This window comes from Gilliamella sp. Imp1-1, from assembly GCF_001690415.1.
GTDB lineage: Bacteria > Pseudomonadota > Gammaproteobacteria > Enterobacterales > Orbaceae > Gilliamella > Gilliamella bombi.
In genome coordinates, this window is record NZ_LZHK01000037.1 from 30,150 (window position 1) to 47,935 (window position 17,786).

Genomic DNA, 17,786 nt, shown 5'->3' on the forward strand with positions numbered 1-17,786 from the left:
AAATTATTTAACAAGTATTAATCAAGCAAAGTAAATGTTTGCTTGTTCTGAGTTGTCGAATCACTACCGATATACACATTAAATTTTCCTGGTTCGGCAACATATTGCATTTTATTGTTCCAGAATTTCAGCATATCATATTTAATCACAAATTTTACTTGCCCCTTAGTGTGCGGTTTTAAAGTAATATTATCAAAACCAATTAACTCTTTCACTGGGCGGCTAACCGACGCTGTCACATCTTGCAAATAAAGCTGGACGGTCTGCATACCTTCTCTATTCCCTGTATTTTCAACATTAACGGTGACAATAATTTCACCTTCTCGATTCATTTTAGTACTTGATAATGAAAAGTCCATCGTAAAATTGGTATAACTCAAACCAAACCCGAAGGGGAATAACGGCTCATTAGGACTATCAAAATACGAGGTTGTATATTTGCCCATATTTTCCGTACCACGAGGACGGCCTGTATTCAAATGGCTATAATAGACTGGGATCTGCCCAACATTATAAGGAAAAGACATGGGTAATTTACCCGAAGGGTTATAGTCACCAAATAGTACATCGGCAATGGAATTACCTCCTTCAGTTCCTAAAAACCAAGTTTCAAGCATAGCATCAGCTTGAGCATATTCTTCAGATAGTGTTAAAGGACGACCATTCATTAAGACAATGACCAAAGGTTTACCTGTTTTCTTCATTGCTTTAATTAATTGTTTTTGAGTCGCTTGCAAAGATAGATCTGTTCTGCTTGATGATTCATGAGCCATTCCTTCTGCTTCACCAACAAAGGCAATAACAATATCAGCTTTTTTAGCTATTTTCACCGCTTCTGCAATCATTTTATCGGCTGGTCGATTATCAAATTTAGTTGTTTCTCCGTATAAATTTAAAAACCGATATAAATTTTCATCATCAGAAAGATTGGCACCAAATGCATAGCTAATTGATTCAGGATTTTTAACTGCATTTTTAATACCTTCTAATGGAGTTACCGCTAAATTAGCACGCCCTGCTCCCGACCAACTCCCCAAAATATCACGTTTTGAATCAGCTAATGGACCAATCACCGCAATTTTCTTATTTTTAGCTAGCGGTAATATCTCATTCTCATTTTTTAATAACACAATACTGCGGCGTGCCACATCACGAGCTTCTTCACGATGTAATCGATTATCAGCAAACATTGTATCGATATCTAATTTTGGATCTAAATTACGATTAGGATCACTAAATAACCCCATATCATATTTAAGTTCAAGTACATGACGACAAGCTTGGTTTATTTCATCTTCTGTAATGGCACCTTCTTCGACTAATTCAGGCAAAAATTGTAAGAAATATTCATCATTCATACTTATATCAATGCCAGCTTTAATCGCAACACGTACAGCATCTTTCGGATCACTAGCTACGCCATGATTTATAAGTTCACGAATAGCTCCATGATCACTAACAACAACACCATCAAAATGCCACTGATTCCGTAGTACTTCGGTTAACAACCAATGATTCCCCGTTGCTGGAATACCATTAACGCTCACTAACGAAACCATCACAGCTCGACTACCTGCATCAATTGCTGCTTTATAAGGCACAAGATATTCTTGGAACATTTTGCGTTCGCTCATATCCGTACTGTTATACTCACGCCCTGCTTCAACTGCGCCATAAAGTGCAAAATGTTTTACTGATGCCACCAATGATTTTTTATCGGCAAGCGATTGCTTTTGCATCTTTTCAACAAAAATACGCCCAGCTTCTGAGGTTAAATAAGGATCTTCACCAAACCCTTCAGACACACGCCCCCATCTAGGATCACGTGTAATATCAACCATTGGCGCCCAAGTTATATTTACCCCATCCGAGGTAGCTTCGTCAGCTGATACTTCAGCAGCTTTTGCAATTGCACTACGATCCCAAGTGGATGCAATACCTAAATTAATCGGGAAGATAGTTCTATGTCCATGAATTATATCAAAACCAAAAAATAGAGGAATTTTATTGCGAGATTTTAGAGCACGCTCCTGCATTTGAGAAAGGTCAGGTTCGACAACAGTATTAAAAATGCCACCAATTTCACCTGCTTCGATTTTATCAAGTACTTTATCTAACGTTAGATCACCACCAACACTAATTAGGCGCAATTGTCCCGCTTTTTCTTGAAGCGTCATTTTTGATAATAGATTATCAATAAAAACTTTCTTTATTTCCTTTACTTCGCTATTAGGTTCTTGTGCAAACAAATGCCCAGAAAAGATAAGAAAAAATAAATATATAGCTACTTTTTTCATCATAATAAATATTGTTATAATTAAGAGGATAGACAAGCAGACAGCATAACGTATTTACAAAAAATCTCGTTTTTTATCTACTTACATTCAGGTTTAAAACATCATAATAGTTATTGCATCCCCTTATTCAAACGCTGTCTTTTCTGAAATTTTTTACAAAGTTCAAGGGATAATATTGCCGACAATTGTTGGCAATATCAACTCAATAACACATTAATCTCTAAAATTGGTAAATTGAAACGGTTGACCAAATTCGCTATTTTTAACTAATGCCATAGTAGTTTGTAAATCATCACGTGATTTACCTGTAACACGAACTTGTTCACCTTGAACTTGAGCTTGCACTTTAATTTTGCTGTCTTTGATCGCTTTTACAATTTTTTTAGCTAGCTCTTTATCAATACCCTGCTTAAGCTTAACCGTAATGCTATAAAGTTTACCGCTGTGCTCCATTTCTTCAGGAATTTCAAGTGCACCACCATCAATACCACGTTTAGCTAGCTTATCACGCAGGATATCGAGCAGTTGCTGTACTTGGAAATCAGATTGGCTTGTTACTTTAATCGTTTCATTTTTTTCATTTAATTCAAACGATGCTTCAACATTTTTAAAGTCCCAACGAGTAGCTAACTCTCGAGTGGCATTTTCAACACCATTTTTAACTTCTGGCATTTGAATTTCTGAAACGATATCAAAAGAAGGCATAAATTCTCCTCTTCTAATGGTTATAAAACTAAAATTATCTAGTTAATAAATAGAATAATTGTCGCCTAACAATAATTTAGGCGACTTTAAAATATAAGCGTGAATTAATCGATAGTACGAAGCAATTCATTGATACCTACTTTACCTAAAGTTTTAGCATCAACTTTTTTCACAATAACTGCACAATAAAGACTATATTTGCCATCTTTTGTCGGTAAGTTGCCAGAAACAACTACTGAACCAGCTGGTACACGTCCATAGTGAATTTCACCAGTTGCACGGTCATATATTTTAGTACTTTGACCAATAAATACACCCATTGAAATTACGCTACCTTCTTCAACAATAACGCCTTCAACAATTTCGCTACGTGCACCAATAAAACAGTTATCTTCAATAATGGTTGGGTTAGCTTGTAACGGTTCTAAAACACCACCAATACCAACACCACCCGATAAATGAACATTTTTACCAATTTGCGCACAAGAACCAACAGTTACCCATGTATCAACCATCGTACCTTCATCGACATAAGCACCAATATTGACATAAGATGGCATTAATACAGTATTTCGAGCAACATAGGCACCTTTACGAGCAATAGCAGATGGAACAACACGGAAACCTTCTTGTTGGAATCTTGCTTGATCATATTCAGCAAATTTTAATGGCACTTTGTCATAATAGTTAGTCGGACCGCCATCAATCAGTTGGTTTTCGTTAATACGGAAAGAGAGCAAAACCGCTTTTTTTAACCATTGATGAGTTACCCAATCACCATTGATTTTTTCTGCGACACGCATTTTACCACTGTCTAATAAAGCAATGCATTGGTTAATCGCATCACGTGTAACTGTATCAACATTTGACGGTGTAATCTCAGCACGACGTTCAAATGCTGCTTCAATAATAGTTTGTAATTGTTGCATCTCAAGTTTCCTTTAATTTATAGCCCGTTAGCAAATAATAAATAGATAGACAGTATAATATAATCTTTCTCGCTTTTTAAGTGGTTTAATCATATCCTCTCAATCAATACCGTTTTTGGCCTTTTTTATAATGATGATTCATATTTTCAAAAAACAAAAACATTAAATAAAAAAATATCTAATAAAATAAATGTTCTACCTGAATGATTTTGAACTAATTTCTATCAAAGTTTTATCAATATAAAAAAGTACAATTTATTTGCGTAGCTCATCACAAATTAAAAGCAATAAATAATTAGTTATTTTATTCCAAGCTACACTTGCTTTACTACGATCTTAAAAAAATAACATTATGCAAAATTGGGGATTTTCATTACTAGAACTGTTAATAACTATTTGTATTAGTGCTATTTTAGTCACAATAGGCGTTGAGCATTGGAAAGAGCAACAACTGCGTAATGAATTAGCTTATACAACCAAACAGTTAGCTTATTTTTTGTATGAAGTTCAAATAAAAGCGTCGATTAAAAATGAGAATTACATTATTCATCAATTTACTTCACCTTGGTGTATTGCTATCACTAATGATGAAAAACCCACTTCGTGCAGTGAAGGAGTACTTTATTTTATCAAACCTGATAATTCTGTTGAAATTAGTGAATTATTAAACAATAAAAATGCTTTGATCTTAGGTCGTCGCAACTTAGCACAAACAATGTCTTTCCAATTAAAAAATAAGATAGGTACTAGCAGGATTTTTATTTCTTTATTTGGACGCATTCGATTCTGTGCAGAAAATAGCTATATAACAGGCTTACCTCCATGTTAAAAGCATCTGGATATTCCTTATTTGAAATGCTTATTAGCTTAATATTATCAAGTCTAATTTTTATGGGTATAACCTCGTTTTACATTCAATTACAAACAAGTATGATGCAATATTATCAAAAAACACGTTTACAACAGGCAATTGAACTTGGATTAGCTGGTATGAAAAAAGACATAAGACGAGCTGGTTTTATTGCTAATGACCCCAAAAAAATAACAGCTAAAGCTATTAAAATCGATAAACAAGGAAAATGTATTGTTCTTCGATACGATAGCGAAATTCGCAATTCTTGGGTTTGGGACAAATTTTCCCCTATAAAGTCAGATGTTTTTACCTATCGCTATAAAGAAAACAATATAGCCTATAAAACAGGAGCAATAGATTGTTTTGGAACTAAATGGGAAAACTTATTTGATTCAAACGAAATCAAAGTAACCGATTTTACAATAAAACAGCTACCCGATGCCATTAGTCTATCTGTTACTGCTGAATTAAGAAAAAACAAGCAGATTAATTATCACATAACTGAAATAATCAAAAATGAAAACCTATTTTAAACAAATTTATACTTCGTCTGGGTTTAGCACTATTTTAATGGTAATTATTTTGATGGTTGTGGGATTGGTGCTATTAATTGGTTTTAATATACTTATTACCTCGTGGCAAAAAACTATCTTAATGGAAAGTCAATACTATCAAAAATTTAATCAAGCTAGTTCATCTTTAACTTGGGCAATAACCCAAAATTGGCAAACTCCTAAAACAAATTGGTATTGTATGACTGAACCCACTTATCAATTAAAAGCATGTATAAAAAAGTCTTTATTAAAAATTGATAAGTATGTGTTAGTAAGGGGCGAATCTAAAGGCTTCTATTTATATACACTTGCACATTTTGATAACAATCGATTGATTGTTGAAAAAGGTCATTGGCTCGATTATTGCCCAGAAAAAAAGGCTATTTATTGTGAATAACAAAAAGAAAAAAATAGCTGGCTTTAGTTTAATTGAAGTTATGATAGCAACGCTATTATTTTCAATTATTATGTTAGGATTTGTTAATTACCAACAAGCATTGTTTTATAAACATCACTACTTTACAAACTACTTACGTGCCAACAAAATTGCTTTTCAGCTACTTGATAGCTACCCTTATACCACAAACCAAATTATTCCTTCTGGTTGGCACTATAAGCTCACCAGTAAAACTTATAATGCTCAGTGTAAAATGGTTGTTATAACGGTTAATGCACCTAACAAACAAGTTGCCAAGCAGCAACGATTATTTTGTAATTCACTCTAAATGTTTGCAAGTTAAATACCATTCATCCCTCTATCCAGTTATGTAGAAGTTGCAAAACTTGTGACGTTTTTTCAGCGTGAACATTATGCCCAGCACCTTCAACTACTTCAATTTTTGCATTAGGAAATTGTTCGAAAATCGCTGGATAAGCTTCATTTGTAATATAAGTAGAGTTACCTCCCCGAATAAATAACGTGGGTTTTAAGCAAGGAGAGATATTTTGCCAATCGCATATATGAGCATATTGTGAATTAATTGCTTCAATATTAAACAACCATTTATCATTCTTAAACGATTTTAGTAAAAAAAGAATGGTTGGCATGTTAATCCCTACTTGTTCCATTAAATTGATGATCTGCTTTTTATCGGTAATTTGGTTACTAAGGCAATACATTAACACTCTTAAAATAGTGGCATTGGCCGAACGGTGATATTTTATAGGCGCAATATCGATAGCAACAATTTTTTGGATAGAATCTGAAAGCATTTGCGACAATTGCAAAGCAACCTTCCCCCCCATTGAGTGACCAGCTAATATTATATCTTTTAATTGTAAATCATAACAAAGTTCAGCTACATCTTCAGCCATAGTTTGATAAGTTATCTTATCAGACCAAGGGGAATGCCCATGATTACGAAGATCAACTTGCACGGTTTGATAATGCTGCACAAAATTTTTCGCTATCATATTTAAATTATCTAAACTACCAAACACCCCATGTAAAAACACTATCGGTTGTCCATCACCCTGTAATTTATAGTTTAATTTCATACTCTAATTTGACCAATTATTTTAAGTGGCATTATTATACGTCTATTTTCAATACCATCACCGATTAATTCAATAACCACAATTTACATAAATATGATAGAATTTAACACCAACTTTTTAACTAGTATTAAGCCATATGTTTCAAAATAACCCTCTACTTGCACAATTAAAACAAGAACTCCATGAACAAACACCACGCGTTGAAGGCACTATTAGAGCTCATGAAAAAGGATTTGGTTTTTTAGATGTTGATAATAAAAAAAGTTATTTCATCCCTATTGCTAAAATGAAAAGAGTTTGCAATGGTGATAAGGTATCAGGGACAGTAATAAGTAATAACGATAAAGAGTCTTTTGAACCTGAATCATTAATTGAAAGTGCATTGCAAAAATTTATTGGCAAAATAGGCTTTCAAGATCGTGCAATGGTTATTTATCCTGAAAATATGTCAACTAATCTAGCCATTCGTTGCAAAATAAACAAGCAAGTTAGCGAAAAACTAAAAGAAGGCGATTGGGTTGTGGCAACGCTTGTTTCTCACCCTTTGCAAGAAGAACAGAATCAATTTCTTGCCGAAATTGTTCGTTTTGTTGCTGAAAGCAATTCACCTTATCAACTTTGGCTAAAAACGTTAGCGCGCTACGATTTAGAAACTCACGCCCCACAGTTCGATTCATTATCAATTAACGTTACTGAACTTGATAACCGTCAAGATTTAACCGATGTTAACTTTTTCACCATCGATAGCGAAGATACAGAAGATATGGATGATGCTATTGCGATATCAAAAGGTGAACAAGGAGATTATCAATTGACGGTTGCCATTGCCGATCCTACCGCTTATGTATTACAAGATAGCGAACTTGATCGTATTGCCAAAATCAGAAATTTTACCACTTATTTGCCTGATTTTAATATCCCTATGCTACCCAAAGAGCTTGCCAATGATTTATGTTCATTAAAAGCAAATCAAAAACGTCCAGCAATGATATGTAAAATGAGTATTGACGAAACGGGCAATATTAATAGCGATGAGATCACTTTTATACCAGCTTGGATTGAATCAAAAGCTAAATTAACTTATAACAATGTTTCTAATTTTTTAGAAAATAATGAAGATTTAGAAACTAATAATCCAATTATTAAACAGCAACTTAAACATTTAGCTGACTTAGCAAAAATTCGTATGACATGGCGGCAAAATCATGCATTAGTTTTTAAAGATAATGGAGATTATCGTTTTGAACTTGATGAAAATCGCCAAGTTAAATCAATAATTAAAGAGTCTCGTCGGATTGCAAATCAAATAGTAGAAGAAGTCATGGTTTTAGCTAACCAAGCTTTAACATTGCAATTAAAAAATAAAATTGGTTTTGGAATTTTTAATATTCATTCAGGTTTTGATAATAAATATATTGAACAAGTAGTGACTTTTTTAAATGACAACGGAATCACTGAATTTGATAAAGAATCATTATTATCTTTCGATGGTTACGTAAAGTTGCGTCGTATAATCGACAACACTCCATTTTTGTCAACAAAACTTCGCAAGTTCCAAAGCCCTGCTGATTTTTCAACTGAACCTAAACCACATTTTGGTTTGGGATTTGATGCCTATGCAACATGGACTTCACCAATACGTAAATATGGTGATATGGTCAACCATCGATTAATCAAAGCATTTATCCGATCACAAGAATTAATCGCACCCGATAAAGATCAATTAAAAAACATGAATGAAAGACGCAAAACATTACGCTATGCAGAACGTGATATGGCTGAAAACCTTTATGCTCAATACTTGTCAAATAAAGTAGGTGAAAGTTTTTCTGCTGAAATTATCGATATCAATCGTGGTGGTGCTCGAGTTCGTTTATGTGATATAGGCGCTTTTGCATTTGTGCCACTTTCAATGATTCACTCAGTCAAGGAAGAAATTATCTCGTTACCTGAGGAAGGAATCATCAAAATTAAAGATGAGGTTTGCTACAAACTTGCTGATACTATCTCTGTTGTTATTCATCAGGTTAAAAGCGAAAATCAATCAATCATTACAAAATTAGCCAACAATTAAAAAATAAAAGAAAGATTATTCTTACTTGAATTTACAGCTTTTTTGCTGTTATTTCTTCCCCCGATGTAAATCAGGGGGAATAATTAAAACTTTATTATATTTTTAATATTAAACCTCTTTTTCTTATTAAAAATATCTGTTATCTTTCGCGGCTAGAAATAATGAATTAATCATTAAAATGAACAATAATTCAGGGAGGCTATAATGTCAATTCATGGACACGAAGTATTGCATATGATGAATGGAAACAATTATACCGAATCTTCTTTACTTGATGCTATCAAAAGTAAGTTTGGAGAAGATGCCATATTTCATACTTGTTCAAAATCCAACATGAATGCAGAGCAACTAATCGCTTTTTTAAAAGCAAAGGGGAAATTTAAACCCTCAGTTGATCATGAAACTAAATTTACGGTCGATAATAAAAAAATATGCAAACATTAGAGAAAAATGACCGTATATAAAGTACAATTTTTATAAATTTAATTTAATCTGCTAGTGTTTTTTAAATTAATAAGAGTATATAATTTCGCGCTACAACAATAATCGTTATAAGTGGCTGTTGTTACTAATAACGTGACTAAACTAGTGGCAAAGTTGCTCGCTTTAAAATTAACCTAAAGAATATGCTCATGGAATTTGATAAATGAAAGTAAGTAATATCCTTATATGCACCTTTGTTGCTATTCTTGTCACAAGTTGTGCAAAAAAAAATTTACCTTTAAAAAATAATGAACCAATTTCCGAAACAGAGCAACTATCTCTATTAAAACAACAAACTGAAACTAACGACCCTTATGTTGTTGATGCTAAAAATCAATTAATTCGGTTTGTTGGTGATAAAAACTTCGATAACTACATTATTAAACAAGGTATTCTAAATTGTAAAGGCGATAATAACCTCTCCTCTTGTGTATTGAATTTTTATTTAAATGAACTATATAAATTAAAGTATCATGTGCAACTCAAAAAAGTAGTTGAGGAAAACCAAGCCGAACATAATATGGAACTAAGTAAAATAAAAGCAACTGAAAACAATATAAAAAGTTATTGCCAATATTCAGCTGATTTCGTTGCAGCAATTTATACAAAAGATAATGCAAAAATAACACAATATTTTCGACCACAATTTAGAATGTCAGAACAAGATATATCATCCTTAAAAGCAAAGATTACTAAAGATGACTATTCTTACTTCCTAATAAACGAAAACCCAAGCATTCTTCAAGAAATGAAAGTGGATTACGTTGAGAAATGCTTAGATGATCCAAAAAACAATATTATCAATTATTTTAATATTTTTAGATAATACTAACGCGAGTCTTTTATGTGCAATTTATTTCCAATTCATAAGTTTAATAAAACTTTAATTTGCAAGGTGCTTTGCTTAGCTTCAGCTACTTGTATTAGTTTTTCTGCATGGGCTTTTTCGCTTGATGATGTAGTTGAAAAAGCTGAAAAACTATCTAAAAAGGCTTATGTTCAACCATCTAAAAATATTCCTAATGAATTAGCATCTTTACAATTTGCTGATTACCAAAAAATTCTATTTAATCATAAAAAAGCTTACTGGGGTGATCAAAAAAGCCGTTTCAAACTTGAGTTTTATCACGAAGGAATGTACTTTGATGTTCCAATAAAGATTAATGAAATTGTTAATAACCAAATAACTCCAATACAATATGATCCTAGCTATTTTGATTTAAGCCAGATTAATCTTGATAAACTAGATACTAAAAATTTGGGTTTTGCTGGTTTTAAAGTCCATTACCCAATTAATAATCCAACAAAAACCGACGATGAAATATTTTCAGCTCTTGGTGGCAGTTATTTTCGTGCGGTAGGTAAAGATCAACGCTATGGTCTTTCGGCAAGAGGGCTTGCCATTAACACTGGAGAAATGTCTGGTGAAGAATTTCCACGTTTTAAAGAGTACTGGATTGAAAGACCAGAACCAAATCAAAAACATTTAGTTATCTATGCATTACTTGACTCACCAAGCGTAACTGGTGCTTATAAAATTACATTGATTCCAAGTATTGATACTACTGTTACAGTTCAAGCTAAGGTCTTTTTCCGCGATTCTGTAAAAAAACTTGGCATTGCCCCACTAACCAGTATGTTTTTATTTGGGCCTAATCAACCATCACCATTGTTAAATTATCGACCTGCAATGCATGATTCTAATGGACTATCAATTTTAGCAAATAATAACGAATGGATCTGGCGTCCATTAAATAACCCTAAACGTCTATCTTTTTCATCGTATAGCTTAGAAAACCCAAAAGCTTTTGGCTTAATTCAGCGTGATAAAGGTTTTGATGATTATCAAGATCTCGATGATCACTATGAAAAACGACCAAGCGTTTGGACTGAAATTTTAGGCGATTGGCAAAAAGGACGAGTCGAATTAGTTGAAATCCCAACAGCAGACGAAACTAACGATAATATTGTCACTTTTTGGGTGCCAGAAAAACAATATAAAGCTGGCGACGTGCTTGATATAAAATATCGATTACATTATTCATTACATGAATTACAGCGTTATCCTAATAATATCGCAAAAGCTATTAGTACCCGATTATCACTCGGCGATATAAAACAAGCTAATTTAATTCGTAAACTTGATGGCTCTAATGCGTACGTGATTGACTTCGCTGGTCCTTCATTATCAGAAAATGACCCAGTCAAAGTAATTTCAAGTATTACTAACGGCTCTATTGTAAGCTGTAATTCACAGTACAATCCAATAATAAAAGGATGGCGTGTAATTGTTAGATTCAACGTCCAAGATAGTAAAAAGGCAACGGATATTCGTGTACAACTCGCTTCACAAGCAACCAATGAAGTGATTTCTGAAACTTGGAGCGGGCAATACCCAGCACAATAGTAATGTAATAGTCATTATTATTATAAGATAAAAATATGAAAAAAGATTACTTTACAAATCTACCTGATGCTGAAGCTTGGCGTCAAAAATATGAAAATAATACAACACCACCTGATGATGTTGAGTTCTTAAAATATCGCTTAAATCAGATTGGCGATACTAGTTCTTTTATTGATGACCGAAAACAACAACCAAGTTATCCTGAAGTTGAACGCGTTTCAATTCAACCTCAAATCTGGAACCAGCGCTATATTGCCAAGTCAAAACATAACTTTAATATTTTAGCTATAATTCGACGCTTTATTATGTTTGCGTTGATTGTAGTACAAACATATTATGGAACCACTTATCTATCTTCTTTATTACCATACCAGAGTTGGCAAAAAATCAATTTTATGACTAATTGGGATATCAATCCTGAATTAGCCATCTACAGCATAATACCTTATATCATACAAGGGGCGATTATTATCCTGTTTGCTATTTTGTTTTGTTGGATCTCTATTGGATTTTGGACCAGCATTATGGGACTAATTTTAGCCGTCATGGGTAAAGACCGTTACACTATTCCTATTCCCAAGGATCCAGCATCACATATCGACACAAAACATCGAACCGCTCTTGTTATGCCAATTTGTAATGAAGATGTTGCTCGAGTATTTGCTGGGTTACAAGCAACTTATCAATCTTTAGCAGAAACAGGCCACGCAGCTTGTTGTGATTTTTATATATTAAGTGATACTAACGATCCCGATCTATATGTGAACGAACTTAAAGCTTGGGCTGAATTTAATGCAGCAAAACAAAACAATGGTTGCAACGTTTTTTATCGCCATCGCAAACGCCGAGTAAAACGTAAAAGTGGTAATATTGATGATTTTTGCCGTCGTTGGGGGCACCAATATGAATACATGATGATCCTTGATGCCGATAGTATCATGACAGGTGATTGTATTTTAAAAATGATCGCCATGATGGAAATGACACCTAAAGCAGGTATTTTACAATCACCACCAAAATCAGTCAGAATGACAACACTTTACGGACGTATTCAACAATTTGCCAATCAGATTTATAGTGATATATTTTGCTCTGGCACACACTTTTGGCAACTAAGCGAAGCACAATATTGGGGTCACAATGCAATGATTCGCTTAAAACCTTTTATTGAGCATTGCATATTATCGCCATTGCAAAAACGTAAGGGTCCAATTCATATTTTATCGCATGATCTAGTTGAGGCGACGCTTATGCGTCGTGCTGGTTATGGCGTCTGGATTGCTTATAATATGAATGGAAGTTATGAAGAGCTTCCTGGTAATATGATTGAAGATTTAAAACGTGATAATCGCTGGTGTATGGGTAACTTAATTAATTTAAGACTAATCTTCAAAAGCGGTATTAAATTGACCCATCGTTTAATGTTTGCAACTAGTGGCATGGCTTATATTTCTTCATTATTGTGGCTAATATTTTTAATATTTTCGACACTATTACTATTGGTGTTTAATATTTCTGAGCCTCAATATTTCTTCCAACCTAACCAATTTTACCCAACTTGGCCAAGATGGGACGAACAATTAGCAATTCAACTATTATCAACCACAATGGTTTTACTGTTTGCACCTAAATTCTTCAGCTACGGTATTATTATAGCCAGAACTGGAGCAAAAGATGTTGGTGGTATATTTAAATTAACCTTATCAATACTAATTGAAATGATCTGGTCTATGATTTTAGCACCAATACGCATGATCTTTCATAGTAAATTTGTACTAAAAGCATGGATGGGCAGTAAAATACAATGGAAATCACCATCTCGAAATGACGATGCTTTAACATGGGGTGAATCATTTTATTTTTGTTGGCCACTTTCATTATTAGGTATTGTCTGGTTAGGAGTAATTATCTGGTTAAATCCACAATTTACTTATTGGTATATAGCCATATTAATACCTTTAACCATTTCACCTTTAGTAATTAGAGTATCTGGGCTTTCAAGTATCGGCATGAAGGCAAAAAAAGCAGGACTATTTTTAACCCCTGAAGAAACGCATCCTACAAGAGCTGTTACTCTTACAGGCGAATATTTAATTAAAACTGAAACTGCATTTGTTGAGCATGGCTTTGTTATGGCGTTGGTCGATCCTATATATAATGCGCTAACTTGCGCTTTATCGACTTCAAGACATAGAGTTAATAATAAAAACCAACAAAAACGCAATGAGCTTATTGAACAATATCAACACATAGACTTAGAAAAAATGAGTAAAGAAAAGCAGTTAGCTATTTTAGAAGACCCAATTATTCTTTCCGCATTACATCGTCATATTTGGCAGCAACAAGAAAAATACGACAATTTGTTCTCAATATGGCAAAATGAACGCCAACAATAAGAAATAGGGCTTTTGCCCTATTTCACTTCTTTTTAGTAACTAATCAAAATCCATGGATATTTTTATGACTTGGCAACCTTCTGCACCTATAAATAATTTACTTAAGCGCGCGAAAATTGTTTCTCAAATTCGTCAATTTTTTGCTGATCGCTGTATTTTAGAGGTCGAAACACCTACCTTAAGCCAATATGCAGTAACAGACGTACATTTAAGCTCTTTTCACACTAAGTTTTTAAAGCCTGGTGAAATCGATGATCAACAAGGGCGAAACATGTCATTAATTACCAGCCCTGAATATCATATGAAACGCTTACTAGCTGCTGGTAGTGGTCCAATTTATCAAATGTGTAAATGTTTTCGTAATCATGAAGAAGTCAGCCGTTATCATAACCCTGAATTTACCATGTTAGAATGGTATCGCATCCAATTTGATATGATGCAAATGATTAATGAAGTCGATGATCTATTACAAACTATTTTAGATTGTGAACCTGCTGAACGCATCTCTTATCAAAAAGCATTTCAACGACATCTTAATATTGACCCTTTGGAAGCCGATCACGCAACCTTAGCTAATGCAGCAAATCAGCTTGATATCGGACTTAACACAGATAATTATGATAAAGATGGATTGTTACAATGCTTATTCACTTTCGGCATTGAACCACATATTGGTCAAAACAAACCTATTGCTGTATTTAACTTTCCATCATCACAAGCTGCATTAGCCGCTATTAGCCCGGAAGATCATCGTGTAGCTAGCCGATTTGAATTCTATTACAAAGGTGTTGAACTTGCTAATGGCTTTAAAGAGTTGACTAATGCCCAAGAACAACGAATGCGTTTTGAACAAAATAATTTAGATCGTACTAATCAAAACCTACCAGCTCAGAATATTGACATTGAATTACTGGCCGCTATGGAAGCTGGGCTACCAGACTGTGCTGGAGTTGCTATCGGATTAGACCGTTTAATTATGCTTGCTCTAAACTGTAATAGCTTGAATGATGTAATGTCATTTACTTTTGAAAGGGCTTAATTATGTTCAATGCTTTAGGATTCACAGAATGGATTGCCATTATTATTGGGATTGTTGCCTTAATGTTATTTGTGTTTGCTATAAAATCTCAATTAACAATTAATAATTTACAGCAACTATTCGATCTACAACTAATTCAAAAAAAGGAAGAAAACCAAACTTTAATAATTCAAGTAAAACAACTCGAACACGAATTAGAGCAGTATCGACAACAAAATTTGGCGCAAAATGTCAAAATTAGTGAACTCAAAACACGCTTAGAAGAAACATTAAGTGCAACACAAGAACGTCAAACTATACTAGAACAAAGTGAACAACGACTTACCACTCAATTTGAAAACCTAGCTAATCGCATTTTTGAACAGAGTGGTAAAAAGATTGAACAACAAAATAAACAGAGCCTTGATTTTTTACTTTCACCACTTAAAGAACAGTTAGAAGGCTTCAAAAAGCAAGTTCAAGATAGTTTTGGGCAAGAGGCTAAAGAGCGCCACACATTAACCCATGAAATTCGTAATTTGCAACAGCTTAATGCACAAATGAGCAAAGAGGCAACCAATCTAACCAATGCATTAAAAGGCAATAACAAAACCCAAGGAAACTGGGGAGAATTTATCTTAAGTCAAATTTTAGATAATTCAGGATTACGTTCAGGTTATGAGTACGAAACACAAGTTAATCTAACCAACGAAAACAATCAACGATTACAACCCGATGTCATTGTTCACTTACCGCAAGGGGGTGATGTAGTTATTGATTCAAAAGTGACCTTGGTTGCCTACGAACGCCATTTTAATAGTGATGACGAAAACGTTAAAGCAAAAGCAATGGCCGAACATTTAACGGCTGTGCGTAACCATTTAAAACAACTTAGCCAAAAAGATTATCATAAACTTATTGGCATTAATTCATTAGATTATATTTTGATGTTTATTCCTGTCGAGCCAGCATTTTTAAGTGCAATAGATAATGACCCAACATTAATTAACGATGCGCTGAAAAGTAATATTATGATAGTAAGCCCCACTACTTTATTAGTTGCATTACGAACTATCCATAATTTATGGCGATTTGAATATCAAAATCGTAATGCTGAACTTATTGCCGATAGAGCAAGCAAATTATATGACAAAATGCGTGGCTTTGTTGAAGATATGGAAAATCTGGGCAGTTGTTTAGACAAAGCTCAACAAACCTATCAAAATTCCATGAACAAATTATGTAAAGGTCGTGGCAATGTAATTGGACAAATTGAACGATTTCGTGAAATGGGTATCGAAGTTAAAAAACCGATTAATCCAGATATTACCTTATTATCAATCGATGAATTGAATAACGAAAATGAGAGTAAATAAACAAAACCCAGATTCACGATTAGGGGAAATAAGTGTATACTCATCGCACGCAAAGAGGAATTGAATATGGCAAAAAAGCAAGACAAAGAAGTAAGTTTCGAAGAGACACTTAAACAGCTCGAAACCATTGTAGCTCAATTAGAAAACGGCGATCTACCATTAGACGAAGCACTAAATGAGTTTGAAAAAGGGATCAAATTAGCAAAAGCAGGACAAAAACAGTTACAGCAAGCTGAGCAACGTATTCAGATTTTATTATCTGAAAATAGTGACGCCGAACTGTCAGAATTCTCAAATGATGATAATGAATAGTTTAAAGCCATTACAAGAACGAATTGATTCGTTTTTAACCACCTATATTTCACAAATTGAACCATCTCAACTTCAACAAGCAATGGAGTACAGCTTGCTAGCTGGTGGAAAACGAATTCGACCTATTTTAGTCTATTTAACTGGACAAATTTTTAATTGCCCCCTTTCTAAGTTAGATGAAGCCGCTGCTGCGATTGAAGCAATTCATACTTATTCATTAATTCATGATGACTTACCTGCAATGGATAATGATGACTTACGCCGAGGAAAACCAACCTGCCATATCCAATTTGGTGAAGCTCAAGCAATACTTGCTGGTGACGCCTTACAAAGTTTAGCCTTTTCAATACTAGCAAAAAGTAAATTAATCGATGCTGAAACTAAAATTAATATGATAACTGAACTTGCCCATGCCAGTGGCGTTAATGGCATGTGCCTTGGTCAATCACTTGATTTACAGGCCACACATCAATCAATTAGTCTTGAACATTTGCAAAAAATACATTGTTATAAAACAGGAGCATTGATCAAAACGGCAATCCGTTTGGGTGCTTTTGCATGCGGTGAAATAGCTAAACCTTATCAGCTAATGCTCGATCGCTATGCTGAGGCAATTGGGCTAGCATTTCAAATTCAAGACGATATTTTAGATATCATTGGCGAGCAATCTATTATGGGTAAACCACAAGGTTCAGACCTTACTCATGAAAAAAGTACATACCCTGCATTAATTGGGCTAGATAGTGCAGTAAAACTAACCCAGCAACTCTATCAGCAAGCTATCGATAGTCTAAAACAAATACCTTATAATAATCAGCCATTACAGGAACTTGCTGGTTATATTATTAATCGCAATAGTTAATAACTAGCTAAAATACAACATTA

At 33.8% G+C, this 17,786-nt stretch carries 17 protein-coding genes; 13 read left to right on the forward strand and 4 right to left on the reverse strand.

Annotation, left to right across the window (positions count from 1 at the left end; genetic code table 11):
- Positions 1-17: 17 nt before the first annotated feature.
- From bglX to dapD, 3 genes are all read right to left on the reverse strand, one after another.
- Positions 18-2,300, reverse strand: coding sequence for a beta-glucosidase BglX (gene bglX, locus A9G38_RS03515; protein WP_051634166.1), 2,283 nt, complete (start codon positions 2,298-2,300; stop codon positions 18-20).
- Positions 2,301-2,510: 210 nt separating this feature from the next.
- Entirely contained in the window at positions 2,511-3,002 is a 492-nt protein-coding gene (locus tag A9G38_RS03520) for a YajQ family cyclic di-GMP-binding protein (RefSeq protein ID WP_034910675.1), read from the reverse strand.
- Between the two features lie 104 nt (positions 3,003-3,106).
- On the reverse strand, positions 3,107-3,931 hold the full coding sequence (gene dapD, locus A9G38_RS03525; RefSeq protein ID WP_034910674.1) for a 2,3,4,5-tetrahydropyridine-2,6-dicarboxylate N-succinyltransferase: 825 nt from the start codon (positions 3,929-3,931) through the stop codon (positions 3,107-3,109).
- Between the two features lie 352 nt (positions 3,932-4,283).
- Between dapD and A9G38_RS03530 the strand changes: the two genes are divergently transcribed.
- Genes A9G38_RS03530 through A9G38_RS03545 form a run of 4 tightly spaced genes read left to right on the forward strand, consistent with a single transcriptional unit; the run spans position 4,284 to position 6,063 of the window.
- Complete coding sequence (locus tag A9G38_RS03530) at positions 4,284-4,760, forward strand: prepilin-type N-terminal cleavage/methylation domain-containing protein (RefSeq protein ID WP_034910673.1); 477 nt, start codon at positions 4,284-4,286, stop codon at positions 4,758-4,760.
- Positions 4,754-5,317: a prepilin peptidase-dependent protein gene (locus tag A9G38_RS03535; protein ID WP_034910671.1), complete on the forward strand. Its 564-nt coding sequence runs from the start codon at positions 4,754-4,756 to the stop codon at positions 5,315-5,317. Before A9G38_RS03530 ends, A9G38_RS03535 begins: the two co-directional genes overlap by 7 nt.
- Complete coding sequence (locus tag A9G38_RS03540; protein ID WP_034910668.1) at positions 5,301-5,735, forward strand: DUF2509 family protein; 435 nt, start codon at positions 5,301-5,303, stop codon at positions 5,733-5,735. Before A9G38_RS03535 ends, A9G38_RS03540 begins: the two co-directional genes overlap by 17 nt.
- A complete protein-coding gene (locus A9G38_RS03545) occupies positions 5,728-6,063 on the forward strand; it encodes a prepilin-type N-terminal cleavage/methylation domain-containing protein (RefSeq protein ID WP_051634165.1) in 336 nt (111 codons plus the stop codon). The genes A9G38_RS03540 and A9G38_RS03545 overlap by 8 nt, the downstream gene beginning before the upstream one ends.
- Positions 6,064-6,085: 22 nt before the next feature.
- Here A9G38_RS03545 and A9G38_RS03550 read toward each other — a convergent pair whose 3' ends face one another.
- Entirely contained in the window at positions 6,086-6,835 is a 750-nt protein-coding gene (locus tag A9G38_RS03550) for an alpha/beta fold hydrolase (RefSeq protein WP_034910666.1), read from the reverse strand.
- Positions 6,836-6,971: 136 nt separating this feature from the next.
- On the opposite strand from A9G38_RS03550, the gene A9G38_RS03555 reads away from it, so the two are divergent.
- The 9 genes from A9G38_RS03555 to ispA all read left to right on the forward strand — a co-directional run bounded on the left by A9G38_RS03555 (position 6,972) and on the right by ispA (position 17,763).
- Positions 6,972-8,909 carry an exoribonuclease II gene (locus A9G38_RS03555; protein WP_034910664.1) on the forward strand — a complete coding sequence of 646 codons (1,938 nt, stop codon included), beginning with the start codon at positions 6,972-6,974 and terminating at the stop codon, positions 8,907-8,909.
- 204 nt (positions 8,910-9,113) lie between these two features.
- Entirely contained in the window at positions 9,114-9,353 is a 240-nt protein-coding gene (locus A9G38_RS03560; protein ID WP_034910662.1) for a YecH family metal-binding protein, read from the forward strand.
- Between the two features lie 202 nt (positions 9,354-9,555).
- Positions 9,556-10,218: a hypothetical protein gene (locus A9G38_RS03565; RefSeq protein ID WP_034910661.1), complete on the forward strand. Its 663-nt coding sequence runs from the start codon at positions 9,556-9,558 to the stop codon at positions 10,216-10,218.
- A gap of 18 nt (positions 10,219-10,236) precedes the next feature.
- Entirely contained in the window at positions 10,237-11,799 is a 1,563-nt protein-coding gene (locus A9G38_RS03570) for a glucan biosynthesis protein G (protein ID WP_080702306.1), read from the forward strand.
- Between the two features lie 35 nt (positions 11,800-11,834).
- Positions 11,835-14,195 carry a glucans biosynthesis glucosyltransferase MdoH gene (mdoH, locus tag A9G38_RS03575; RefSeq protein ID WP_051634164.1) on the forward strand — a complete coding sequence of 787 codons (2,361 nt, stop codon included), beginning with the start codon at positions 11,835-11,837 and terminating at the stop codon, positions 14,193-14,195.
- 52 nt (positions 14,196-14,247) lie between these two features.
- The gene (gene epmA / locus A9G38_RS03580; RefSeq protein WP_034910659.1) at positions 14,248-15,234 is read left to right on the forward strand and encodes an elongation factor P--(R)-beta-lysine ligase; all 987 of its coding nucleotides are present in this window, start codon (positions 14,248-14,250) and stop codon (positions 15,232-15,234) included.
- A 2-nt stretch (positions 15,235-15,236) separates the two neighbouring features.
- Entirely contained in the window at positions 15,237-16,589 is a 1,353-nt protein-coding gene (gene rmuC / locus A9G38_RS03585) for a DNA recombination protein RmuC (RefSeq protein ID WP_051634163.1), read from the forward strand.
- Between the two features lie 66 nt (positions 16,590-16,655).
- Entirely contained in the window at positions 16,656-16,901 is a 246-nt protein-coding gene (gene xseB / locus A9G38_RS03590) for an exodeoxyribonuclease VII small subunit (RefSeq protein WP_034910657.1), read from the forward strand.
- Positions 16,885-17,763, forward strand: a complete 879-nt coding sequence (gene ispA, locus A9G38_RS03595) for a (2E,6E)-farnesyl diphosphate synthase (RefSeq protein WP_080702305.1) — start codon at positions 16,885-16,887, stop codon at positions 17,761-17,763. Before xseB ends, ispA begins: the two co-directional genes overlap by 17 nt.
- The last annotated feature ends 23 nt before the right edge of the window (positions 17,764-17,786 follow it).

Bases quoted from the DNA above. Each gene is read 5' to 3' on its own strand.
- A9G38_RS03570 (WP_080702306.1), top strand. From the start codon at position 10,237: ATGTGCAATTTATTTCCAATTCATAAGTTTAATAAAACTTTAATTTGC.
- mdoH (WP_051634164.1), top strand. From the start codon at position 11,835: ATGAAAAAAGATTACTTTACAAATCTACCTGATGCTGAAGCTTGGCGT.
- A9G38_RS03535 (WP_034910671.1), top strand. From the start codon at position 4,754: ATGTTAAAAGCATCTGGATATTCCTTATTTGAAATGCTTATTAGCTTA.
- epmA (WP_034910659.1), top strand. From the start codon at position 14,248: ATGGATATTTTTATGACTTGGCAACCTTCTGCACCTATAAATAATTTA.
- A9G38_RS03520 (WP_034910675.1), bottom strand. From the start codon at position 3,002: ATGCCTTCTTTTGATATCGTTTCAGAAATTCAAATGCCAGAAGTTAAA.
- A9G38_RS03560 (WP_034910662.1), top strand. From the start codon at position 9,114: ATGTCAATTCATGGACACGAAGTATTGCATATGATGAATGGAAACAAT.
- A9G38_RS03530 (WP_034910673.1), top strand. From the start codon at position 4,284: ATGCAAAATTGGGGATTTTCATTACTAGAACTGTTAATAACTATTTGT.
- bglX (WP_051634166.1), bottom strand. From the start codon at position 2,300: ATGATGAAAAAAGTAGCTATATATTTATTTTTTCTTATCTTTTCTGGG.
- dapD (WP_034910674.1), bottom strand. From the start codon at position 3,931: ATGCAACAATTACAAACTATTATTGAAGCAGCATTTGAACGTCGTGCT.
- A9G38_RS03555 (WP_034910664.1), top strand. From the start codon at position 6,972: ATGTTTCAAAATAACCCTCTACTTGCACAATTAAAACAAGAACTCCAT.
- A9G38_RS03540 (WP_034910668.1), top strand. From the start codon at position 5,301: ATGAAAACCTATTTTAAACAAATTTATACTTCGTCTGGGTTTAGCACT.
- xseB (WP_034910657.1), top strand. From the start codon at position 16,656: ATGGCAAAAAAGCAAGACAAAGAAGTAAGTTTCGAAGAGACACTTAAA.
- A9G38_RS03565 (WP_034910661.1), top strand. From the start codon at position 9,556: ATGAAAGTAAGTAATATCCTTATATGCACCTTTGTTGCTATTCTTGTC.
- rmuC (WP_051634163.1), top strand. From the start codon at position 15,237: ATGTTCAATGCTTTAGGATTCACAGAATGGATTGCCATTATTATTGGG.
- ispA (WP_080702305.1), top strand. From the start codon at position 16,885: ATGATGATAATGAATAGTTTAAAGCCATTACAAGAACGAATTGATTCG.
- A9G38_RS03550 (WP_034910666.1), bottom strand. From the start codon at position 6,835: ATGAAATTAAACTATAAATTACAGGGTGATGGACAACCGATAGTGTTT.